This window comes from Nocardioides deserti, assembly GCF_014266025.1.
GTDB lineage: Bacteria > Actinomycetota > Actinomycetes > Propionibacteriales > Nocardioidaceae > Nocardioides > Nocardioides deserti.
In genome coordinates, this window is record NZ_JACMYC010000003.1 from 74,794 (window position 1) to 97,249 (window position 22,456).

General features: G+C 73.7%; 23 protein-coding genes. 1 reads left to right on the top strand and 22 read right to left on the bottom strand.

The features are described from left to right. Positions 1-72: 72 nt before the first annotated feature. Entirely contained in the window at positions 73-1,086 is a 1,014-nt protein-coding gene (locus H7344_RS06010; protein WP_186345127.1) for an NADPH:quinone reductase, read from the bottom strand. Between the two features lie 70 nt (positions 1,087-1,156). Here H7344_RS06010 and H7344_RS06015 point away from each other — a divergent pair, with 70 nt between their 5' ends. Beyond that, positions 1,157-1,564, top strand: a complete 408-nt coding sequence (locus H7344_RS06015; protein WP_186345128.1) for a PPOX class F420-dependent oxidoreductase — start codon at positions 1,157-1,159, stop codon at positions 1,562-1,564. Between the two features lie 74 nt (positions 1,565-1,638). Here H7344_RS06015 and H7344_RS06020 read toward each other — a convergent pair whose 3' ends face one another. The 21 genes from H7344_RS06020 to H7344_RS06120 all read right to left on the bottom strand — a co-directional run bounded on the left by H7344_RS06020 (position 1,639) and on the right by H7344_RS06120 (position 22,449). Beyond that, on the bottom strand, positions 1,639-2,103 hold the full coding sequence (locus H7344_RS06020; protein WP_186345129.1) for a hypothetical protein: 465 nt from the start codon (positions 2,101-2,103) through the stop codon (positions 1,639-1,641). 191 nt (positions 2,104-2,294) lie between these two features. Next, positions 2,295-3,698 carry a MinD/ParA family ATP-binding protein gene (locus H7344_RS06025; protein WP_186345130.1) on the bottom strand — a complete coding sequence of 468 codons (1,404 nt, stop codon included), beginning with the start codon at positions 3,696-3,698 and terminating at the stop codon, positions 2,295-2,297. A 109-nt stretch (positions 3,699-3,807) separates the two neighbouring features. Next, entirely contained in the window at positions 3,808-5,181 is a 1,374-nt protein-coding gene (locus tag H7344_RS06030) for a dihydrolipoyl dehydrogenase family protein (RefSeq protein ID WP_186345131.1), read from the bottom strand. Beyond that, positions 5,178-6,062, bottom strand: coding sequence for a DUF1206 domain-containing protein (locus tag H7344_RS06035; RefSeq protein WP_186345132.1), 885 nt, complete (start codon positions 6,060-6,062; stop codon positions 5,178-5,180). Before H7344_RS06035 ends, H7344_RS06030 begins: the two co-directional genes overlap by 4 nt. Before the next feature lie 5 nt (positions 6,063-6,067). After that, positions 6,068-7,459, bottom strand: a complete 1,392-nt coding sequence (locus H7344_RS06040) for a dihydrolipoyl dehydrogenase family protein (protein WP_186345133.1) — start codon at positions 7,457-7,459, stop codon at positions 6,068-6,070. A gap of 63 nt (positions 7,460-7,522) precedes the next feature. Further along, positions 7,523-7,942 carry a transcription antitermination factor NusB gene (gene nusB, locus H7344_RS06045; protein ID WP_186345134.1) on the bottom strand — a complete coding sequence of 140 codons (420 nt, stop codon included), beginning with the start codon at positions 7,940-7,942 and terminating at the stop codon, positions 7,523-7,525. Continuing rightward, on the bottom strand, positions 7,942-8,505 hold the full coding sequence (gene efp / locus H7344_RS06050; RefSeq protein WP_186345135.1) for an elongation factor P: 564 nt from the start codon (positions 8,503-8,505) through the stop codon (positions 7,942-7,944). The genes nusB and efp overlap by 1 nt, the downstream gene beginning before the upstream one ends. 178 nt (positions 8,506-8,683) lie before the next feature. Continuing rightward, the gene (locus H7344_RS06055) at positions 8,684-9,112 is read right to left on the bottom strand and encodes a type II 3-dehydroquinate dehydratase (protein WP_186345136.1); all 429 of its coding nucleotides are present in this window, start codon (positions 9,110-9,112) and stop codon (positions 8,684-8,686) included. Further along, a complete protein-coding gene (gene aroB / locus H7344_RS06060; RefSeq protein WP_186345137.1) occupies positions 9,109-10,248 on the bottom strand; it encodes a 3-dehydroquinate synthase in 1,140 nt (379 codons plus the stop codon). The genes H7344_RS06055 and aroB overlap by 4 nt, the downstream gene beginning before the upstream one ends. Next, positions 10,245-10,772: a shikimate kinase gene (locus tag H7344_RS06065; RefSeq protein WP_444544112.1), complete on the bottom strand. Its 528-nt coding sequence runs from the start codon at positions 10,770-10,772 to the stop codon at positions 10,245-10,247. Before H7344_RS06065 ends, aroB begins: the two co-directional genes overlap by 4 nt. A gap of 11 nt (positions 10,773-10,783) precedes the next feature. Further along, complete coding sequence (gene aroC, locus H7344_RS06070) at positions 10,784-11,962, bottom strand: chorismate synthase (protein WP_186345138.1); 1,179 nt, start codon at positions 11,960-11,962, stop codon at positions 10,784-10,786. 40 nt (positions 11,963-12,002) lie between these two features. Continuing rightward, positions 12,003-12,770, bottom strand: a complete 768-nt coding sequence (locus tag H7344_RS21085) for a prepilin peptidase (protein ID WP_186345139.1) — start codon at positions 12,768-12,770, stop codon at positions 12,003-12,005. After that, complete coding sequence (locus H7344_RS06080; RefSeq protein WP_186345140.1) at positions 12,767-13,618, bottom strand: shikimate dehydrogenase; 852 nt, start codon at positions 13,616-13,618, stop codon at positions 12,767-12,769. Before H7344_RS06080 ends, H7344_RS21085 begins: the two co-directional genes overlap by 4 nt. Then, positions 13,618-14,787 (bottom strand): endolytic transglycosylase MltG, encoded by a 1,170-nt coding sequence (mltG, locus tag H7344_RS06085; RefSeq protein ID WP_186345141.1) that lies wholly within the window; start codon positions 14,785-14,787, stop codon positions 13,618-13,620. The genes H7344_RS06080 and mltG overlap by 1 nt, the downstream gene beginning before the upstream one ends. Beyond that, positions 14,784-15,275 carry a Holliday junction resolvase RuvX gene (ruvX, locus tag H7344_RS06090; protein WP_186345142.1) on the bottom strand — a complete coding sequence of 164 codons (492 nt, stop codon included), beginning with the start codon at positions 15,273-15,275 and terminating at the stop codon, positions 14,784-14,786. Before ruvX ends, mltG begins: the two co-directional genes overlap by 4 nt. Continuing rightward, positions 15,272-17,953, bottom strand: a complete 2,682-nt coding sequence (alaS, locus tag H7344_RS06095) for an alanine--tRNA ligase (protein ID WP_186345143.1) — start codon at positions 17,951-17,953, stop codon at positions 15,272-15,274. Before alaS ends, ruvX begins: the two co-directional genes overlap by 4 nt. Beyond that, positions 17,953-18,258, bottom strand: coding sequence for a DUF6167 family protein (locus H7344_RS06100; RefSeq protein WP_186345144.1), 306 nt, complete (start codon positions 18,256-18,258; stop codon positions 17,953-17,955). Before H7344_RS06100 ends, alaS begins: the two co-directional genes overlap by 1 nt. Before the next feature lie 52 nt (positions 18,259-18,310). Further along, a complete protein-coding gene (locus H7344_RS06105) occupies positions 18,311-18,823 on the bottom strand; it encodes a hypothetical protein (protein ID WP_186345145.1) in 513 nt (170 codons plus the stop codon). Between the two features lie 11 nt (positions 18,824-18,834). Beyond that, on the bottom strand, positions 18,835-20,223 hold the full coding sequence (locus H7344_RS06110; RefSeq protein WP_229707079.1) for a replication-associated recombination protein A: 1,389 nt from the start codon (positions 20,221-20,223) through the stop codon (positions 18,835-18,837). Between the two features lie 10 nt (positions 20,224-20,233). After that, positions 20,234-21,433 (bottom strand): ABC transporter ATP-binding protein, encoded by a 1,200-nt coding sequence (locus H7344_RS06115; protein ID WP_186345146.1) that lies wholly within the window; start codon positions 21,431-21,433, stop codon positions 20,234-20,236. Then, a complete protein-coding gene (locus H7344_RS06120; RefSeq protein WP_186345147.1) occupies positions 21,430-22,449 on the bottom strand; it encodes an ABC transporter ATP-binding protein in 1,020 nt (339 codons plus the stop codon). The genes H7344_RS06115 and H7344_RS06120 overlap by 4 nt, the downstream gene beginning before the upstream one ends. Between the last annotated feature and the right edge of the window lie 7 nt (positions 22,450-22,456).

Sequence of the window (22,456 nt, forward strand, 5' to 3'; positions counted from 1 at the left end):
CTCCTTCTCCGCCTCACGGGACGGCTCGTTAAAGGATGTCGAACGGCGGCGACCCTACCAGCGCCGGCGGGCTCACTCCTCGGCGATGTCGAGCAGGACCTTGCCGACGGCACCCTGCTCGACGGCGTCGTGGGCCGCGGCGGTCTCCTCGAGCGGGAGGTGGTGCACCGGCAGCCCGGCGTCCTCGCCGACCGCGAACGCGCCGTCCTTCAGCGCTGCGGTGACGTCCTCGGCCGCGGCCCGCAGCAGGTCCTCGCCGAGGGTGTAGAGCAGCACGAACTGGTACCGCAGGTTCTTCGAGAACGTCTCCCGCACCGGGATCGAGAACTCGTCGCCGCCGTTGTTGGCGTAGATCGCGATCGTGCCTCGGACGCGGGTGACGGCGCGGTCGAGGTCGTTGTTCTGCGCCGGGGCGACCTCGACGACCAGGTCGACGCCCTCGGGCGCGAGCTTGCGGATCTCGGCGACCGGGTCGCCGACGGTGTAGTTGACGGTCTGGTGGGCGCCTGCGGCGATCGCCAGCGCGCCCTTCTCGTCGCTGCTCACGGTCGTCAGCACGGTCGCTCCGGCCCAGCGGGCCAGCTGGATCGCCGCGTTGCCGACCGCCCCCGCTCCCCCGGCGACCAGCACCGTGCGCCCCTCGAGCGCCCCCGGGGCGAGCCGGTCGACGTCCTCGCCGCTGGTGAGCGCGCGGTGCGCGGTGACGGCCGGTACGCCGAGCGCCGCGCCGACGTCGTACGACGCCCCGACCGGGAGGTGCACGACCTGCGTCGCGGGCAGCACGACGTGCTCGGCGGCCGTGCCGTGCGGCCGGCCGTGCTGGGCGAGGAACACCCAGACCCGGTCCTCCACGGCGAACCCGACGACGTCCGGGCCGACCGCGTCGACCACGCCGGCGCCGTCCATGCCGGGCGTGACCTCGTCGTGCCCGCTCATCATCCCGGCACGGAACTTCCAGTCGGTCGGGTTGACCCCCGCGCGGACCAGCCGCACCCGCACCTCGCCGATCCCCGGCTCCGGCACGTCGCGCTCGACCACCTCCAGGACGCTCGACGGACCGGTCTGGCGGTAGACGACTGCGCGCATGCTCTTCCTCGCTGTGGTGTCGCTGGGTACGGGATGCTCCTCACCCGGTAACCCGCGACCAGGAGGATCCATGCCCGAGCTGCCGTTCCCTCACGACGTCCGCGCGCTGCTGCTCAAGCCGAACCCGGCCGTCGTCGCCACCCTGCGCTCCGACGGGACACCGGTCACGGTGCCCACGTGGTACCTCCTCGAGGACGACGACCGCGTCCTGCTCAACATGGACGCCACCCGCGTGCGCCTGGCGCACCTGCGCCGCGACCCCCGCGTCTCGCTGTCGGTGCTCGACGAGGCGAGCTGGTACACCCACGTCTCCCTTCTCGGCCGCGTCACCGAGATGCGCGACGACGAGGGCCTGGTCGACATCGACCGGTGCAGCACCCACTACGGCGGCCGGCCCTACCCCGACCGCGAGTCGCCCCGCGTCAGCGCCTGGATGACCGTCGACCGTTGGCACGGGTGGGGTGCCGCGAAGGACTGAGCTCGGCTGGTCGCTGCTGGTTCGTCTGCATACCTGGATGAACCGACATCCGCCGCCGCGGCTGCACGACGGGGTCAGCGGCTGGTGGCCCGCAGCGCCCAGACGTGGCCCCAGGGGTCGCACTCGAGGCGGACGCGGTCCTCGGAGCGGGCGATGGCGCACACCAGCCAGACCACGACCCACAGGCCGCCGGTCACCAGCGTGCCGATGGCGTGGGCGAGGTGCGACACCGGTCGCTTGTACGCCAGCACGGTGCCGTGTGGCCCGGCGTGGACAACCGAGGCGCCCTCGTCGAGCACCTGCCGCTCGACGGCGAGGTCGAGCACCCGCTGGCGCTGGGACTCGGCGATCCGGCGGCCGAGGTCGAACCGCTCGGGCCGGTGCAGGGCGGCCAGGTCGGCGGAGTAGGCCGCCGACGCCCAGCGCCGCCCGGTCCACCGCCGCCACCGCTTGCCGTCCCAGCGGTAGTCACCGACGACCGGCTTGCTGGTCACCAGATCCGGCTGGCCGGGACGGGCCAGGGTGGTGGTCCGAGACACGCGTGCATCATCGCCCATCCCGACCCCTTCCTGCGTCCGGATCCGGACGGGGCGGGCGGCCGCCAGCTTCATCGGCGGGCCGATGGAACTGACGGTCCCCCGATGAAATTTCAGCGGCGGACCGTGAGGTTCATCGGCGGGCCGATGAACCTCACGACCAACCGGCGGACCGGCGGACCGGAGCGCACGGGTCAGAGCGCGGCGGACATGCCCGCACAGGCCTTGAGCCACTGGCGGCGGGTGGCCTCGGAGAGCGAGGCGTAGGGGACGACCGAGCCGGAGACGAGGGCGGGGTCGTACGGGACGCGGTAGACCGCACGCGTCCGCTGCTCGTAGACCTGCACCAGGTCGTGGGCCAGCTTGCTGTCGACCTGGGCGGAGGGGTCGGAGAGAACGGTGACGGTCTTGTGCTTGAGGTCCTGGTAGCCCGCGTCCTGGAGCGCGTCGAGCATCCACAGGCCGGAGTAGCCGGTGTCCTCGCGGACGGTGCTGGTCACGACGAGCAGGTCCGCGGCGTCGGCGGCGGCCAGCCAGTTCTCGGCCCGCATGTTGTTGCCGGTGTCGACGAGGATCACCCGGTAGAACCGCTCGAGCAGCTTGTGCACCGCCTGGAAGTCCTGCGCCCGGATCATGCCGGTCACGTCGGGCCGCTCGTCGGAGGCCAGCACGTCGAAGTGGGCGTCGCCCTGGGACCGGACGAACGCCCCCAGGTCGCCGATCCGCGACTGGTAGACGTCGCTGAACCGGTTGAGGTCCTCCAACAGCTCCCGCGTGGTGTTGCGGTGGGTGCTGCGGGTGCCGCGGATCCCGAGCGTCCCCCGCGTCTCGTTGTTGTCCCACGCCACGACGCCGCCACCGCGGACCGTGCCGAACGTGTAGCCGGCCGCCAGCACGCCGGTCGTCTTCGCGGCGCCGCCCTTGGGGTTGATGAACGCGATCGTGCGGGGACCCTCGAAGTCGCGCTGGATGGTGCGCCGGTCGTTCTCGTGATCGGTCTCGGCCGGCCCCATCCGCGGCGAGATCAGCCCACCGCTCCAGCGCCGGACCTTGCCGCGCCAGCCCCAGGTCGCCGGGCCGTGGTCGACCTCGTCCGCGCGGCGGTCGAGGAAGTCGGTCGCGGTCATGAACCGGCGCGGCTCGGCCTGGTGGTCGCCCGCCTGCCTGCCCCCTTGACCGGGCGCCGCCTCGACGGGAGGTACGACGGGGGGCGCGGCGGGCGGTGCGGCCGGCGGCGCCGCGGGGGCTGCGGCGGGCGGCGCGGCCGGCGGCGGGCTGATCGGCCACGGGTTCGCCTGCGGCGGCCCCGCCGGCGGTGCAGTCGGCGGTGCCGTCGGCGGTGCCGTCGGCGGCGCGCTCGCGTGCGGAGGGACCTGCGGCACCTCGCGGGTGTTGTGCCGCTGGTCCCCCGCGGGGTCAGCAGCCGGCGGGGCGATCGGGTCGGACAACGGGTCCGCGAGCGGGTCGGTCAGCGGGTCGGCGGCGGCGCGCTGCCCGGCGGCGTACGCCCCCAGCTCCTCGGGCGTGTAGAGCCGGTCGCTGGTGTCGGAGAGGTCGTGCTGGTCGGTCCGCTGGTAGGGGTCCTGCGGCTGGCTCATCCGGGCTTCCTCCGTCGTCGAGACCGCTCGGTCACGGTGTCTCGGTCAGTGCTCCGAGGCTCCTTCCCCCGCCGGCCGCCGGTCACACGTCCGCGCAGGTCACCGGTGCTCAGAGGTCCAGGCGGCGCAGCGCGGTCTCGACGGCGCGCTGGAAGGTCGGGAACGGGAAGTGCATCCCGCGGAGCACCTCGACCGGGACCTCGGCGTGGATGGCGGTCGACAGCAGCCCCATCACCTCGCCGCCGTACGGCGCGACGACCGTGCCGCCGACGAGCACGCCGCGCTCGGCGTCGGCCACCACCTTGACGACGCCCTCGTTCCCCGGGCCGTGCATCCAGCCGCGGCTGGAGCGAGGCACGTCGGCGAGCCCGACCCGCACGTCGACGCCGGCGTCGCGGGCCTGCTGCTCGGTGAGACCGACGGCGCCCACCTCGGGGTCGGTGAACGTGACGCGGGTCAGTGCGCGGTAGTCGGCCGGGCGCACCCCGCGGCCGAGCACGTCCGCGACGACGCCGACGGCCTGGTACTTCGCCACGTGGGTGAACGGCCCCTCCCCGGTCACGTCGCCGACCGCCCAGAGCCGGTCGCCGGCGCGGAGGTGCTCGTCGACCTCGACCCGGCCGGCGTCCGGGTCGAGCCCGACGGTCTCCAGGCCGATGCCGTGCAGGTTCGCCCGCCGCCCGGTGGCCACGAGCAACTCGTCGACGACCACCTCGCCGCCGGGCAGCGAGAGGCGGAACTCCCCGGCGCGGTGCTCGACCCGCTCGACCTCCACCCCGGCGCGCACGTCGATCCCCTCGCGGGTGAACGCCGCGGTGACCGCCTCGCTGGCCTCCGGCTCCTCGGGGCCGAGCAACCGCCGCCCCACCTCGAGCAGCGTGACCGCGGAGCCGAACCGCGCGAACGCCTGCGCCAGCTCCGCCCCGATCGGTCCGCCGCCGAGCACGCCGAGGCGCGCGGGGGCGGCGGTGGCGTGGACGACCTCCTTGTTGGTCCAGTACGGCGCGCCGGCCAGGCCCGGGACCGGTGGGGCGTCCGCTTCGGTGCCGGTCGCGAGCACGACGCCGCGCCGGGCGACGTAGACCCGGGCCCCGTCGGTGGTCTCGACGACCACCCGGCCCGGTCCGTCGAGGCGGCCAGCGCCGCGGACCAGCCGCACGCCGGCCTCCTGCAGCGGCAGGCTGTGCCCGTCGTCGCTCCAGTCGTGGTTGGCCTCGCGGATCCGGCGCGCGGTCGGGGCCAGGTCCGGCTCGACCGTGGCCCGCCCGGCGAGCTCGTCGACGTGCCGGGCCTCGGCCAGGACGTGCGCGCCGCGGATCATCAGCTTCGAAGGGGTGCAGCCCCAGAACGGGCACTCACCGCCCACCAGGTCCTTCTCGACACCCACGACCTCGAGCCCCTCGCGGGCCAGCTTGATCGCGACGTGCTCGCCGCCGGCGCCGAGCCCCAGGACGACGATGTCGACCTCGACGGGTGCGCTCATCGCGACAGGTGCCGGGCCTGGGCGAAGGTGAACAGCCCGTAGCAACCGATCCCCACGCCGACGAGCACGAGCAGCACCGGGCCGAACGGCTGCTCGAGCACCTCCCTCAGCGCCTCGTCGAGCCCGCCGGACTTCTTCGCGTCGTGCGTGGCGGCGGCGTAGCAGAAGAGCCCGCCGACGATCCCGAGCGCGATGCCCTTGGCGACGTGGCCGACCCGGCCGAGCCAGACGTACGCCGTGCCGGTGTCGCCGCTGCGGCCCTGGGCGCTGAGGTCCTTCTTCAGCTTGTCGGTGCAGGCACGGACGACGAGCGCGACGCCGTAGCCGATGATCGCCAGGCCGACCAGGAACACGATCGCCTGGCCGAGCGGCAGGTTCATCAGCGTCGCGGTCAAGGTCTCCTCCGACGACTTCCCGCCGCCCCCGCCACCGCCACCGCCACCGCCACCGGAGCCGCCACCGGAGCCGCCACCGGAGCCGCCACCGGAGCCGCCGCCGGAGCCGGTGGCGATGCGGACGGCGCTGACCCCGATCGCGGCGTACACGACCGCCTTGCCGGCGGAGGTGAGCCGCTTGCGCAGCCGGGTCACGCCATCCTCGTCGCGGTGGCCGACGGCCGCCTCGAACGCGCGCCACAGGACGAGCAGGAACATGCCGATCGCGACCAGCCAGACGAGCACCTCGCCGAACGGCTGCTGCGCGAGCTCGCGCACCGCGCCGCTGGTCGACGCCTCGCCCTGCCGGTCACCGAGCGCGAGCTGGACGGCCAGCCAGGCGATGACGACGTAGACCGTCCCGTAGGCGACGAGCCCCACCCGCACCGCCCGGTCGAACCAGGGGCTGGCGTCGGCGCGGCGGGCGTGCTCGTGCAGGTCGGTCACACGGGTCAGTTACCCAGGTCGGCCAGGGCGGACTCGATCGCGCGGGAGAACGTCGGGTAGGCCCAGATCATCGTGCGCAGCTGCTCGACCGGCACGGCCGCGTGCACGGCGACCGCGAGCGCGTGCAGCACCTCCCCACCGGCCGGGCCGACCACGGTCGCGCCGACGAGCACGCCCCGCTCCGCGTCCTCGACGAGCTTGACCAGGCCGGCCGCGCCCGGACCGTGCACGAACCCGCGCGAGGACGACGCCAGGTCGGTCGAGCCGGTACGCACCTGCAGACCGGCGGCGCGCGCCTGCTGCTCGGTCATGCCGACGCCGGCCACCTCGGGGTCGGTGAAGGTCACGTGCGGCACCGCTGCGTACGCCGCCGGCGGCCCGTCCTGGTCGAGCACGTCGCGCAGCGCGATCGCGGACTGGTACATCGACACGTGCGTGTAGGCGCCGTGCCCGGTCACGTCGCCGAGGACCCAGAGGTCCTCGGCCGCCCGCAGCCGCTCGTCGACCTCGACGCTCCGCGCGGACGGGTCCAGCCCGACGGTGTCGAGGCCGAGCCCGTCCAGGTTCGGCGTGCGCCCGGTGGCGACGAGCAGCCGGTCGCCCGTCACCCGCTCCTCCCCCACGACGACCGTGAAGCCGCCGTCGGCCCACTCGACCCTGGTGGGTTCCGCGCCGGTGACCACCCGCACGCCCTCCTCGACGAGCACCCGCTCGAGGGCGGCCGACGCCTCGGGCTCGTCGTGGGGCAGCAGCCGCTCGTTGTGCTGGAGCACGGTGACCCGGCTGCCGAACCGCGCGAAGACCTGCGCCAGCTCGCAGCCGATCGGCCCGCCGCCGAGCACCACCAGCGAGGCCGGCACCTCGGTCGCCTCCAGCGCCTCGCGGTTGCTCCAGAACGGCGTGCCCTCCAGGCCGGGCACCGGTGGCGCCGCGGGACGGGTGCCGGGGTTGAGGACCACGCCGCGCCGGGCCGTGTAGGTCCGGGTCGAGCCGTCGCGGAGCTCGACCGCCACGCGGCGTACCCCGTCGAGGCGGGCGGTGCCGTGGTGCACCGTCGCGCCGGCGTCCTCGAGCCGGCGGACCGCGACCGTGTCGTCCCAGTCGTCGGTGGCCTCCTCGCGGATGCGGCGCGCGACCGGCGCCCAGGACGGGGTCACATCGACGTCACCGGCCAGCGTCCCCGCGCGTCGTGCCTCGGCGAGGGTGCCGGCGGCGCGGAGCATCATCTTCGACGGGATGCACCCGTAGTAGGGGCACTCACCGCCGACGAGGCGCTTGTCGACCGCGACCACCGACAGGCCGGCCCGCGCCGCGCCGGTGGTCAGGGCCTCGCCGCCGGGCCCGAGGCCGACGACGACGAGGTCCACCTCGTGCACCTGCTGCTGCTCGTTGCTCATCGCGCCAGCATGGCGCGACGGTCAAGCCGGCCTCGGCCGGCACTGGCAACCCCTGGCGGGACCTCAGTCCAGGCTCGCCTTGTTCCGCGAGAGGTTGCCCAGCACGCCGTTGACGAACTGCGGCGACTCGTCGGTCGACAGGTCGCGCACGAGCGCCATCGCCTCGCTGATCGCGACCGAGTCCGGGACGTCCTCGGCGTAGAGCAGCTCCCACAGGCCCAGGCGCAGCACGTTGCGGTCCACCGCGGGCATCCGCTCGAGGGTCCAGCCCTCGGCGTAGTCCCGCAGCAGGCCGTCGATGCGTGCCTGCTGCTCGACCACGCCGCGCACCAGCGTGGCGGTGTAGGGGTTGGTCGGAGCCTCGCCCTCGGCGATCGCCCGGTCGAGCGCCTCGACCGGCGACTCGCCTCGCATGTCGGAGGCGTAGAGGACGTCGAGCGCGCGCTTGCGGGCCTTGGACCGCGCCGTGGAACGAGCCGACATCAGGACTTGACGCGTCCCAGGTAGGAGGAGTCGCGGGTGTCGACCTTGACCTTCTCGCCCTCGTTGATGAAGAGCGGCACCTGGATCTCGTGACCGGTCTCCAGCGTCGCCGGCTTGGTGCGGCCGGTGGCGGAGTCGCCGGCGAGGCCGGGCTCGGTGAAGGTGATGACGAGCTCGACGGAGGCGGGCATCTCGATGAAGAGCACGCGGCCCTCGTTCGTCGCGACGATGACCTCCTGGTTCTCGAGCAGGAAGTTCTGCGCGTCGCCGACGATCTCCGGTGCGACCTCGAGCTGGTCGTAGGACTGGACGTCCATGAAGACGAACGACGTGCCGTCGTTGTAGAGGTACTGCATGGTGCGACGGTCGACCGTGGCGGTCTCGACCTTGGTGCCGGCGTTGAAGGTCTTGTCGACGTTCTTGCCCGACTCGACGTTGCGGAGCTTGGTCCGCACGAAGGCGGGGCCCTTGCCCGGCTTGACGTGCTGAAACTCCACCACGGACCAGAGCTGCCCGTCGATGTTGAGGACCATGCCGTTCTTGAGGTCGTTCGTCGTTGCCATGCGCGCGTTGTCAGCCTTCGTCGTCGTCCGGTGGGCGGAGGTGCTCGTGGCCGCCTCACCGGCGCCTCCGGGCACGGCGCACGAGTCTACCGGCGCGGCGCTCCTTCCCCCGAATACGGGCCTCGTGCTGCCCAACGAGCGCCAGGACGCACGGTGGGCAGCACGAGACCGCAGGGGGTCAGCCGCGCGCGAGCACCTCGAGGGCCATCCGGTAGCCGCCGACCCCGTGGCCCGCGACGACCTCGACGGCGTACGCCGTGACGACCGAGTGGTGCCGGAACTCCTCGGGCCGCTTGCTCGGGTCGGAGAGGTGCACCTCGACCAGGGGCGCCTCGAGCTGCGCGCACGCGTCGAGCACGGCGTAGGAGTAGTGCGTCCACGCGGCGGCGTTGAGCACCACCGGCGTCCGGTCGTCCGCGGCCTGGTTGAGCCAGTCGACCATCACGCCCTCGTGGTTGGTCTGGCGCACCTCGACCGCGAGCCCGAGCTCCGCGCCCCACGCGACGCAGAGGTCGGCGAGCTCGGCGTGGGTCGTGGTGCCGTAGATCTCCGGCTGGCGCCGACCGAGCCGGCCGAGGTTCGGCCCGTTGAGGACGAGGACCCTCACGGCTGCTCCGGCGCCTCTTCCCCGAGCTCGAGGGCGTCGTACGCCGCGCGCAGGTTCGCCTCGGACGGCCCGGCCAGCACCGCCGGCCGCGCGACGTCGTCCAGCACCACGAACCGCAGCTGCGAGCCGCGCGCCTTCTTGTCCACGCGCATCAGCTCGAGCACGTCGTCGAACGACGGGCCCGACATCCCGGTCGGCAGGCCGAAGCGGCCGAACAGCTCGCGGTGCCGCTGCACCAGGTCGGGGCCGATCCGGCCCTCGAGCCGCGCCAGCTCGGCGACGTACACGCAGCCGAGCGAGACGGCCTCGCCGTGACGGATGGTGTAGCCGCTGATCGCCTCGATCGCGTGCCCGAGGGTGTGGCCGTAGTTGAGTACCTCGCGACCGGGGTGGCCGTCGCGGCCGCCGGTCTCGCGCAGGTCGGCGACGACGACGTCGATCTTCACGCGGATCGCGCGCTCGACGAGCTCGCGGAGCACCGGGTCGTCGACCCCGAGCGCGCCGGGCTCGAGGGACTCGGCGAGCCGGAGGATCTCCGGGTCGGCGACGAAGCCGCACTTGATGACCTCGGCCAGGCCGGAGACGAGCTCCTCGCCGGCGAGGGTGCGCAGGTAGGACAGGTCGCACAGCACGCCGGCCGGCTCGTGGAAGGCGCCGACGAGGTTCTTGCCGGCCTCGGTGTTGACCGCGGTCTTGCCGCCGACGGCGGCGTCGACCATGGCGAGCAGCGTGGTCGGCACGTGCACGACGCGGACGCCGCGCAGCCAAGTGGCGGCGATGAACCCGCCGAGGTCGGTGGTCGCGCCACCGCCGAGGGTGACGACCACGTCGGACCGGGTGAAGCCCTCCTGGCCCAGCGCGTTCCAGATCTCGGCCGCGACCTCGACCGACTTCGCCTCCTCGCCCTCCGGCACTGCGAAGACCAGGACCTCGCGCTCGCCGAGGATGTCGACCAGGTCGTCGGCGTAGGGCTGCAGCCGCGTGTCCACGACCATCGCGACCCGCTCCGCGGCGTCGCCGACCATGGCCGGCAGGTGGCGGGCCAGGTCGGTGCCGACCACGACGTCGTACGGCGAGGCGCCGCCGACGTGCAGCGTGGTCTCGGCGGTGCCCGCGGTGGGGGTGGGGTCAGTCATCGGGGAAGGGCCTCCAGGATCTCGTCGGCGACCTGCTGCGGGGTGCGCCCGTCGGTGTCGACGACCAGGGTGGCCACCGACTCGTACACCGGCGCACGCTCGTCGAGCAGCGCCTTGACCCGCGACCGTACGCCACCGACCAGCAGCGGCCGCGACGTGCCGAGGCCGACCCGCTTGACCGCGTCGGCCAGGCCCACGCGCAGGAACACCACGGTGTGGCCGACGAGCCGCTCGCGGGTCGCCGGGTCCAGGACCGCTCCCCCACCGAGCGCGAGGACGCCGTCGTGCTCGGCCAGCGCCGTCGCGACGGCGGCCGCCTCGAGCCGGCGGAAGTGCGCCTCGCCGGAGTCGACGAAGATGTCGGAGACCGAGCGGCCCTCGGCCGCCTCGACGTCCTGGTCGGTGTCGCGGGCGGCCACGCCCCAGGCCTCGGCGAGCAGCGCGGCCACGGTCGTCTTGCCGGCACCCATCGGGCCGACGAGCACCGCGCGCGGCCCGGTCGTGGGGGTCACGGACGAGCTCACCGGTGGCCCCGTCACCGGTAGCGCAGGGCGGCGAGGTATGACTCGGCGTTGCGCCGGGTCTCCGCCACCGAGTCGCCGCCGAACTTCTCCGTCACCGCGTCCGCGAGCACCAGCGCCACCATCGCCTCGGCCACGATGCCGGCGGCCGGGACCGCGCAGACGTCGGAGCGCTGGTGGTGCGCGACCGACTCCTCGCCGGTCGCGACGTCGACGGTGCGCAGGGCGCGCGGGACGGTCGCGATCGGCTTCATCGCGGCGCGCACGCGCAGCACCTCGCCCGTGGTCATGCCGCCCTCCGTGCCGCCCGAGCGGCCCGAGACGCGGCGGATGCCCTCGTCGGTCGGGACGATCTCGTCGTGGGCGAGCGACCCCGGCGTGGCGGCCAGCTCGAAGCCGTCGCCGACCTCGACGCCCTTGATCGCCTGGATGCCCATGAGCGCGCCGGCCAGGCGCGAGTCGAGGCGGCGGTCCCAGTGCACGTGGGAGCCGAGGCCCGGCGGGAGGCCGTGGACGACGACCTCGACCACGCCGCCGAGGGTGTCGCCGTCCTTGTGCGCGTCGTCGATCCGCTCGACCATCCGCTGCGAGGTGTCGGCGTCGAGGCAGCGCACCGGGTCCTCGTCGAGCCGGGCGACGTCGTCGGCCTGCGGCCAGAGCCCGTCGGGCGCGCGGACCCCGCCGAGCTCGATGACGTGGGAGACGATGCGGGCGCCGACGGCCTGCTCGAGGAAGTTGCTGGCCACGCGACCGAGGGCGACGCGGGCCGCGGTCTCGCGGGCCGAGGCGCGTTCGAGGATCGGTCGGGCGTCCTCGAAGTCGTACTTCTGCATCCCGGCGAGGTCGGCGTGGCCGGGGCGGGGGCGGGTCAGCGGCGCGTTGCGGGCCATCGACGCGAGCTCGGCGGGGTCGACCGGGTCGGCCGCCATGACCTTCTCCCACTTCGGCCACTCGGTGTTGCCGACCTGGATCGCGACCGGTCCACCCTGGGACTCGCCGTGGCGCACGCCGCCGACGAGCGTGACCTCGTCCTGCTCGAACTTCATCCGGGCGCCGCGGCCGTAGCCGAGCCGGCGACGGGCCAGGGAGTCCTGGATGTCGGCCGAGGTCACCCGCACGTGCGCGGGCAGTCCCTCGAGGATCGCGACCAGGGAGGGGCCGTGGGACTCGCCCGCGGTGAGCCAACGAAGCATGGGCGTCAGTCTCCCACGAGCCTCCGCCGCGACCGGACGCTCACCCGGTGACGAGACCGTCGAGCACCGGCTCGCCGACCCACACGCCCACCAGCGCCGCCACCAGCATGAACGGCCCGAACGGGAAGGCCCTGCGCTCCACCACCCGCAGCAGCGACAGCAGGCCGCCGCCGACGCCGCCGAGCAGGAACCCGCCGTAGACGCCGACGAGCAGCTCGCCCCAGCCCAGGTGCCCGAGCGCGATGCCGAGCACGCCGGCGAGCCGCACGTCGCCGTAGCCGAGGCCGCGCGGGTGCACGAACCACAGGACGAAGAAGATGCCGCCCGCGAGCAGCCAGCCCCAGAACGCGCGGACCAGGTCGTCGGTCTCCCGCGTGACCACCCAGGTGACCAGCGTCAGGGCGATCGTGACGAGGTACGTCGGCGCGATCACCTTCGTCGGGAGGAGCCGGGTGCGCCAGTCGACCACCGCGAGGGCGACCGAGACCGGCACCACGGGCGCCAGCGGCAGCAGGTCCCAGTCGGCGCCGACCGACCAGCCGACCAGCGCTCCGGCCGCGGCGGAGGCGAGCGTCGCCTTCCAGACCAGTCCCGGCAGGCGGGCGATGTCGGCGTAGGGCTCCTTGGGCTCCTCCGCCTCGCCTGCAACGTCCACGCCGCCGGCGACCGGGGCGTCCTGCTCGGCGACCGTGTCGTCGGTGGTGGTCGGCTCCGGCTCGGGGATCCACGCGACCAGCGCCGGCACCAGCAGGCCCAGCCCCCCACAGATCAGCGCGAGCGCCACGGCGGCGGCGACCTGGTCGCTCACCGCGGCGCTCCCCCGCCCCCGTGCGTCCCGTGCAGCGCCGCCTCGCCGGCGGCCCGCATGGCGGCGACCGACGGCAGCCGGCCGGTGAACAGCTCGACCTGGAGCGCCGCCTGGTGGACGAGCAGGTCGAGCCCGCTCACGAGCACCCGCCCGGTGTCCGCCTGCCCGGTGTCCGCCTGCTCGATCACGGACGCGGCCAGCGGCGTCGGCCACGGGTCGTAGACGACCTCGAAGACCACCGGCACGTCGCGGCAGCCGGCCACCAGCGCGTCCGTCTGGGCCGCGGCCGGGATCGTCGAGACGACGACGTCGGCCCGCGGCGGGTCCGCCAGGGACGCGAGCACGACCTCGGGCGCGGCGGGGTGGCGGCGTACGGCCTCGGCGGCCTCCTCGCCGCGCGCCTCCGAGCGCACGTGCAGGGTCACCCGCTCCGCGCCGAGCTCGCACAGCGCCAGCCCGGTCGACGCCGCGGTCGCGCCCCCGCCCAGCACCGCGCCGGCACGGACCGGCCCGTCGTGGCGCTCCCGGACCGCCGCGACGGCGCCCGGCAGGTCCGTGTTGTCGGCGTGCCGCGCTCCCCCGTCCAGCACCAGCGTGTTGGCGGCGCCGACGAGCGCCGCGCGGTCGGAGACGTCGTCGACCAGGGCCATCAGCTCGCGCTTGAGCGGCATCGTCAGCGACAGGCCGCGCCACGACTCGTCCAGACCGGCGAGGAAGTCGGGCAGTCCGCCGGCCGGCACGCGGACGGCGTCGTAGGTCCAGTCCAGGCCGAGCTCGGCGTACGCCGCCCGGTGCAGCACCGGTGACAGCGAGTGGGCGATCGGGTCGCCGAGGACGGCGCAGCGCATCAGCAGCGGTCGGACTCGTTGGCGCAGTAGGCCTGCAGCTCGCTCTTGAACGACAGGAACTCGTCGTAGCTGTCGGTGAACTTGGTCTCGCCCGTCGAGAGGTCGACCGTCACGTAGTAGAGCCACGAGCCCTCGGCGGGGTTCGCCGCCGCCTGGATCGCCGCGTCGCCCGGTGCCTCGATCGGGCCGGGCGGGAGCCCCGGCTGGGTGTAGGTGTTGTACGGCGAGTCCGCCACCGAGTCGATCTGGTCCTGGCTGAGCACCGCGATCGGCTCCTTGCCGAGCGCGTAGTTGACCGCGGCGTCGATCTGCAGCAGGCCGTTGGTCTGGCCGTTGTCGGGGTTCTCGACGCGGTTGTAGATCACCCGCGCGACCTTCGGCATGTCGTCGCCGCGCCCCTCGGCCTCGACCAGGCTGGCCACGGTCATCAGCTCGTGCGGGGTGTAGCCGAGCTCGGCAGCGGCGTCCTCGAGACCGGCCTCGTCGGCCGCCTGGCGCCACCGGGTCACCATCGCCTGCACCATGTCGAGCGGCTTGGCGTTCGGCCCGAAGGAGTACGTCGAGGGGAACAGGTAGCCCTCGGGGTTGCCGCCGGCGTACTCCGGCAGGCCGATCCTGTCGGGCTGGTCGAGCACCCTCTCGAAGGCGCCGGCGCGGAAGTCGGTGCTCTCGGCGAGGATCTCGACGACCTGGTCGGTGTTGAGGCCCTCGGGGATCGTCACGGCGTTGGTGATGATGTTGGCGGGGTCGACGAGCACGTCGATGGCGTCCTCGGAGGCCATCTCCTTCTTGAGCGGGTAGAAGCCGACCTGGATGCCCGGGGAGTCCGGGTTCGCGGCGGCGGCGTCGATGCAGGCCTGCACCGAGGCGACGACGCCGTCGGCCTTGAGCCCACGGCAGATCGCGGCGCTCGAGTCGCCCTCGACCACCTCGAAGGCGACCTCACCCCTGCCCGGACCGGCGAAGTCGTCGGGCTCGGCGAACTGGTCCTCGACCCACGCGACCCCCCGCGTCACCGCGAAGTAGAGGCCGCCGGCCACGATCGCCAGGGCGACGAGGACGGCGAGGCAGCCGGGCAGGCCGCGGCGCTTGCGGCGCCGGCGACCGCTGGCGGGCACGGTGCCGTCCCCCGGCAGGAGCGGGTCGCTGGGGTGGCTCGGGTCGCTCACTGGGTCTCCTCGGGCTCCTCGGGCGCTGCCCGGACGATCTCGCCGGGGGCGGTCCCCGTCGTGCGCTCCGTGTCGAGCGCGTGCTGCAGGATCAGGACCGCAGCGGCCTGGTCGACGACCGCCCGGCGCTTGCTGCCGGACCGGCCCCGGTCGCGGAGCATAGCCTCCGCCGAGACCGTGGTCAGCCGCTCGTCGACCAGCCGGACCGGTGTCGGCGCGACCCGCTCGGCCAGGCGGGCGGCGAACTCGCGGGTCTTGACCGCCGCCGGCCCCTCGCCGCCGGACAGGCTGCGGGGCAGCCCGACGACGACCTCGGCGACCTCGGACTCGTCGCGGATCTCGCGCAGGATCCGCGCGATCCGGGCGAGGTCGCCCTTGCCGCGGCGCACGGTCTCGACGGGCGTGGCGAGGAACCCGGTCGGGTCGCTGCGCGCCACGCCGATCCGGGCATCCCCCGGGTCGATGCCGAGCCGTACGCCGTGCCTCAAACGCCCGCCGTCCGTGCGACCTCGGCGGTCACCAGGGCGAGCGCCTCGTCGACCCGGGTCGCGTCGGTGCCGCCGCCCTGGGCCACGTCGTCCTTGCCGCCGCCCTTGCCGCCGACCAGCGGCCCGACCGCGCGGACCAGCGCGTTGGCCGACAGCCCACGCTCGCGCGCCGCGTCGGTGACGGCCGCGACGACCGCGACCTTGCCGTCGGCGACGCCGATGACGACGACCACGCCGGGCTCGCCCTGCGGCAGCCGGCTGCGGACGTCCATCGCCAGCGTGCGCACGTCGCCGCCGCCCGCTCCGTCGGCGCGGTGGGCCACGACGTGCACGCCGGCCACGACCTCGGCGCCGGCCGCCAGCTGGCCACCGGCGGCGAGGAGCTGGGCGACGCGCGCCTTCTCGGCCTCCTTCTCGACCGCGCGGAGGCGCTCGACGAGCTCGGAGACGCGGCCGACGAGGTCGTCGGGCTGGGTCTTGAGCAGCCCGGTGAGCTGGCTGACGACGTCGCGCTCGCGGGCGAGGTAGGCGAAGCCCTCGACGCCGGTGAACGCCTCGATCCGGCGGTTGCCGGACCCGACCGACGACTCGCCGGTGACCACGATCGTGCCGATCTGGGAGGAGTGGTCCACGTGCGTGCCGCCGCAGAGCTCGCGCGACCACGGGCCGCCGATCTCGACCACGCGCACCTTGGAGTCGTCGTACGTCTCGCCGAACAGCGCGATCGCGCCCCAGTCCTTGGCCTCGGGGAGCGTCATGTACTGCCAGGAGACCGGCAGGTCGGCGCGCAGTGCGTGGTTGGAGACCTGCTCGATGTCACGGACCTGCTGCGGGCTCAGGCCGGTGGTCCAGCCGAAGTCGAGCCGGAGGTAGCCCGGCCGGTTGTAGGAGCCGGACTGCAGCGCGGTGGGGCCGAGCACCTCGCGCAGCGCCGCGTGCACGACGTGGGTGCCCGAGTGCGCCTGCCGTGCGCCGGTGCGCCACTCGGGGTCGACGCGGGCGTGCAGCTGTGCCGTCGAGGAGGCTTCGAGCTCACCGTCGACCACCCGCACCTGGTGCACGACCAGCCCGCGGACCGGCCGCTGCACGTCGAGCACCTCGAGCCGGCCGCCGTCGAACTCGATGAGGCCGGCGTCGGCCGCCTGGCCTCCGGACTCCGCGTAGAACGGCGTGCGGTCGAGCACGAGCTCGCCGACCTCGCCGGCCGCCAGCGACCGGGCCGGCGCGCCGCCGGAGAGCAGCGCCAGCGGGCGGGACTCGGTCTCGAGGGTCTCGTAGGCGAGCCACTCGGTCGGGCCGTGGGCGTCGAGGATGCCGCGGTAGACACCGGTGTCGGCGTGCTGGCCCTTCTTCGCGCGCGCGTCGGCCTTCGCCCGCTCGCGCTGCTCGGTCATGAGCGCGCGGAAGCCCTCCTCGTCCACGCTCAGCCCGGCCTCGGAGGCCATCTCGAGCGTGAGGTCGATCGGGAAGCCGTAGGTGTCGTGCAGCGCGAACGCCTGGTCGCCCGCCAGCCGGGTCGACCCGGACGCCTTCACCTGATGGGCGGCCTGGTCGAAGATCTGGGTGCCGGCCTGGAGCGTCTTGCGGAAGGCGTCCTCCTCGGCGTACGCCACCCGGCTGATCCGCTCGAAGTCCGCCTCGAGCTCGGGGTAGGACGCCTTCATCCGGCTCATGCTCACCGGCAGCAGCTCGGGCAGCGCGCGGTCCTCGTAGCCGAGCAGCCGCATCGACCGGACCGCGCGGCGCAGCAGCCGGCGCAGGACGTAGCCACGGGCCTCGTTGCCCGGCGTGACGCCGTCGCCGATCAGCATGAGCGCGCTGCGGACGTGGTCGGCCACGACGCGGAAGCGGACGTCGTCCTCCGGGTCCGCGCCGTAGGCCCGCCCGGTCAGCTCGCTGGCGCGCTCGATGACGGGGAAGACCTCGTCGATCTCGTACATGTTCTGCTTGCCCTGGAGCAGGTACGCGACCCGCTCGAGGCCCATGCCGGTGTCGATGTTCTTCGCCGGAAGCGGCCCCTCGACGTCGAAGTCGTCCTTGGCGCGCACGGCGCTGAGCGACTCCTGCATGAAGACGAGGTTCCAGATCTCCAGGAACCGGTCCTCGTCGGCGTTCGGGCCGCCGTCGGGGCCGAACTCCGGCCCGCGGTCGACGTAGATCTCCGAGCACGGACCACCCGGCCCGGGCACGCCCATCGACCAGTAGTTGTCCTTGAGCCCGCGCTCCTGGATCCGCTCGTCGGGCAGGCCGGCGATCGACCGCCACAGGTCGCGCGCCTCGTCGTCCGAGGGCAGCACCGTCACCCAGATCTTCTCCGGGTCGAAGCCGAAGCCACCCTCCTCGACGGAGCCGGTGATCAGGCTCCAGGCGAAGCGGATCGCCCCCTCCTTGAAGTAGTCGCCGAAGGAGAAGTTGCCACACATCTGGAAGAACGTGCCGTGCCGCGTGGTCTTGCCGACCTCCTCGATGTCGAGGGTGCGCACGCACTTCTGCACGCTGACCGCGCGGTCGTACGGCGCGGACTCCTGCCCGAGGAAGTACGGCTTGAAGGGCACCATGCCGGCGTTGACGAACAGCAGGTTCGGGTCGTCCAGCAGCAGCGACGCCGACGGCACCACCGTGTGCGCGTTGGCCTCGAAGTGGGCCACGAACCGCCGTCGGATCTCCGCGGTCTCCATCAGGTGGTGCCTTCCTCGTTCGGTGCTTCGGTATCGGTGTGATCGGTCGGTGGGGCGGTCGGACCCGCCGGCGCGGCCAGCTCGGGCGTCCCGGCCGGCGTCAGGCCCAGCCGGGCCCGGAGGTCGACCTCGGCGTCGGCCCTGCCCTGCGCCACCTCGTCGCGGAGCAGCCGGGCGCCGTGCGCCAGGCCGTTCCACCGGTCGCGGAGCCCGTCGGCGGTGAGCGCCTCGGCGGCGCGGCGGCCCCGCACCATGGCGTAGACCCCCGCTCCGGCCCCGGCGACGAACCAGAGGCCGCGACTCATTTCGGGGTCCCTGCGGATCCGGGAGCGCAGCGAGCGGATTCGTGGGGTGATCTCATGCCGGGCTGCCGGGTACGTGGCGGCGGGCGGCCCGCAGGTCGGCACGGCGCTGCTTGCGCGAGCGGCGGACCTCCCGCTTGACCTCGAACCGGATCCGGTTGCGGGTCTCGGGCGCCAGCGCCCGCCGGACCCCGGCCGCGAGCGACGCGACCTGCACGACCGACTCCCGCAGGACCAGGTCGGCGAAGAGCGGAGCGGGTACGGCGGGTGCCCGCACGCCGCCGTCGGCCGACGGGTCGGCGTCCAGGTCGCCGACGCGGGTGATGACGTACTCCTCCGCGGCGGCGTTGGGGGCCGCTCGGTCCGCAGCGAGCAGCCGCTGCTCGACCGCCTCGACGCGGGTGCGGAGCTCCTCGGCCTCGGCGCGGGCGGCCGCGAGGTCCCGCTCCGCACGACGCCGGCCGCGTGCGCCGGCGACGCCCAGCGCGACCGCGAGCGCGAGCAGGACGAGCACCGCCACGGCTGCCGCGACCACCGCCCAGCCCGGCAGGCTCCACTCCTCGACCATGGTGCCCGACCCTACCGTCCGGACCGGGTGCCCTTCGCCTCCGGACCACCCGCTCCGCGCACCAGGCGGCGTACCCGCTGCCAGCGCTCCTTGACCGCCGCCTCGGCGCCGAGCGAGGTCGGTCGGTAGTACTCCCGGTCGAGCACGACGTCGGGTGCGTACTGCTGCTCGGCGATGCCGAAGGGCTGGTCGTGGCTGTACTGGTAGGTCGACCCGTGCCCCAGCTTCTTGGCGCCGGAGTAGTGGGCGTCGCGCAGGTGCGCCGGCACCGGCCCGATCTTGCCCGCGCGGACGTCGGCCACGGCCGCACCGATGGCGGTCGTGACCGCGTTGGACTTGGGGGCGACCGCGAGCGCGATCGTCGCGTGCGCCAACGTCAGCTGGGCCTCCGGCATGCCGATCAGCTGCACCGTCTGGGCCGCCGCGACCGCGGTCGGCAGTGCCGTCGGGTCGGCGAGGCCGATGTCCTCGCTGGCGAGGATCATCAGCCGGCGCGCGATGAAGCGTGGGTCCTCACCCGCCTCCATCATCCGCGCGAGGTAGTGCAGCGCGGCGTCCGCGTCGGACCCGCGCACGCTCTTGATGAAGGCGCTGGTGACGTCGTAGTGCTGGTCGCCCTGCCGGTCGTAGCGGACCGCGGCCTGGTCGACGGCCGTCTCGGCCATCTCCAGCGTCACGACCTCGGAGCCGCGGGCCGCGGCCGCGCCGGTGGCGGCCTCGAGGTACGTCAGCGAGCGGCGCGCGTCCCCGCCGGCCAGCCGGACGAGGTGCTCGAGCGCCTCTTCCTCCACCGTGAACCGGCCGGCGAGCCCGCGCTCGTCGACCAGCGCCTGGTCGAGCACGCCGCGGACGTGCTCGTCGGTGAGCGACTCCAACCGCAGCAGCAGGCTGCGGGACAGCAGCGGCGAGATCACGCTGAAGAACGGGTTCTCGGTGGTGGCCGCGACGAGTGTCACCCAGCGGTTCTCGACCCCCGGCAGGAGCGCGTCCTGCTGGGCCTTGCTGAACCGGTGGACCTCGTCGACGAACAGCACCGTCTCGCGGCCGGTCGCCACGAGCTCGGAGCGCGCGGCGTCGATGGCCGCGCGCACCTCCTTGACCCCGGCGGAGACGGCTGAGACCTCGACGAACCGGCGGTCGGTCTGCTGGCTGACGATCGAGGCGATCGTGGTCTTGCCGGTGCCGGGCGGTCCCCACAGCAGCAGCGACATCGACTGCTCGTTCTCGATCAGCTGCCGCAGCGGCGCGCCGGGCGCGCGCAGCTGCTCCTGGCCGACCAGCTCGTCCAGGGTCCGCGGTCGCATCCGCACCGCGAGCGGGCTGGACGCATGGGCCGCCGACGACAGGGAGCCGCGGCCGGACACCGGCCGCGGCTCCTCCGCGTCGAACAGCCCTTCCACGAGGTCGGGCTCAGGCGCTCTCGTCCCGGACGATCCGGCGGCCCGGGAAGTCGTACCAGGTGTCGCTGTAGCCCGAGTCGGTGCCGATGTCGGTGTTCCGGTCGGCCCCGGGGACGGGGTCGCCGTGCCGGTCGACGCCGAGCAGCGGCGCGGTCACCGGCTCGGCCGGGTGGTGGCCGATCTCGCCGGCGAAGTGGCAGGCGACCTTGTGCCGGCGACCGATCTGCATCAGCGGCGGCTCCACCGCGGCGCAGATGTCCTGCGCGAAGGGGCAGCGGGTCCGGAACCGGCAGCCCGACGGCGGGTTGATCGGGCTCGGCACGTCCCCCTGCAGCTGGATCCGCTCGCGCCGGCCGCCGATCGCGGCCTGCTTCACGTCCGGCGCCGCGGAGAGCAGCGCCTGCGTGTAGGGGTGGTTGGCGTGCTGGTAGATCGCGTCCCGCTCGCCGATCTCGACGATCTTGCCGAGGTACATGACCGCGATCTCCGGGCAGAAGTGCCGGACCACCGCGAGGTCGTGGGCGACGAACAGGAAGCCGATGTTGAACTCGCGCTGGATGTCCTGGAGCAGGTTGATGACCTGCGCCTGGATGGAGACGTCCAGTGCGGAGACCGGCTCGTCGGCGACGAGCAGCTTCGGCTGGAGCGTCAGCGCGCGGGCGATGCCGATGCGCTGGCGCTGGCCGCCGGAGAACTCGTGCGGGTAGCGGTTGTAGTGCTCGGGGTTGAGGCCGACGATCTCCAGCAGCTCCTGGACCCGGCTCAGCACCTGCTTCTTGGGCACCACGTCGTGGATCTCCAGCGGCGCGCCGACGATGCTGCCGACGGTGTGCCGCGGGTTCAGCGAGCCGTAGGGGTCCTGGAAGATCATCTGGATCTCCCGGCGCAGCGGCTTGAGCTGGCGGGCACCGAGGTTCGCGATGTCGCGACCCTCGAAGTGGATGCTGCCGTCGGTCGGCTTGTAGAGCCGCGTCACCAGGCGGCCGGTCGTGGACTTGCCACAGCCGGACTCCCCCACGAGGCCGAGCGAGCCGCCGGACTCGATCTGGAAGCTGATGCCGTCGACCGCCTGGACGTGCCCGACGGTACGTCGGATCAGCCCGGACGACTTCACGGGGAAGTACATCTTCAGGTCACGGACGTCGAGCAGGGGTGCGCTCCCGTCCGTGGCGGTCGAAGGGCCTGTGGGGGCCGCATCGGTCACGGTCATGACTGGGCCACCTCCTCCTCGTTCGGGACGGTCGGGTCGGTCAGGTGGCACCGCTTGAGGTGCCCCGGGCCGCGCGAACCGGGGGTGAGATCCGGCTGCTGCGTGACGCACAGGTCGCCGGCGACCTGGTCCTTGTAGCGGCAGCGGGGGTGGAAGGCACAGCCGCTGGGCGGGCTGAGCAGGCTCGGCGGGGTGCCCGGGATCGGGACGAGCTTCTCCTCGACGTCCGCGGTCAGGTCCGGGACGCTCGAGAGCAGGCCCCAGGTGTAGGGCATCTCCGGGTGGGTGAGCAGCTCCTTGGTCGGGCCGTACTCGACGGCCTTGCCGGCGTACATCACCAGGACGTCGTCGGCCATCTCCGCGACGACCCCGAGGTCGTGGGTGATGATGATGATCCCGGTGTTGAACTCCTTCTGCAGCTGCTGCAGGAGGTCGAGGATCTGCGCCTGGACCGTCACGTCGAGCGCGGTCGTCGGCTCGTCGGCGATGACCAGCCCCGGGTCGTTGATGAGCGCCATCGCGATCATCGCGCGCTGGCGCATGCCGCCGGAGAACTGGTGCGGGTAGTCGTCGACCCGCCGGTCCGGCTGCGGGATCCCCACGAGCTCGAGCATCTCGATCACCCGGGTGCGGGCGGCCTTCTTGCTCACGTCGTGGTGGACCCGGTAGGCCTCGCCGATCTGGTTGCCGACCGTGTAGTAGGGGTGCATGGCCGACAGCGGGTCCTGGAAGATCATCGCGACCTCCTTGCCCCGCCGCAGCCGCATCTCCTCGTCGGTGATCGTGAGCAGGTCCGTGCCCTCGAGCAGGATCTGCCCGCTGACCTGGGCGCTGGTCCCGCGGTGCAGGCCGAGGATGGCCGAGCTGGAGACCGACTTGCCCGAGCCGGACTCGCCCACGATGCCGAGGGTCTTGCCCTTGGCCAGGTCGTACGACAGACCGTCGGTCGCCTTGACGACGCCGTCCGGCGTCGGGAAGTGCACGCGGAGGTCTCGCACGCTGAGGAAGTTGTCCACCGTATGA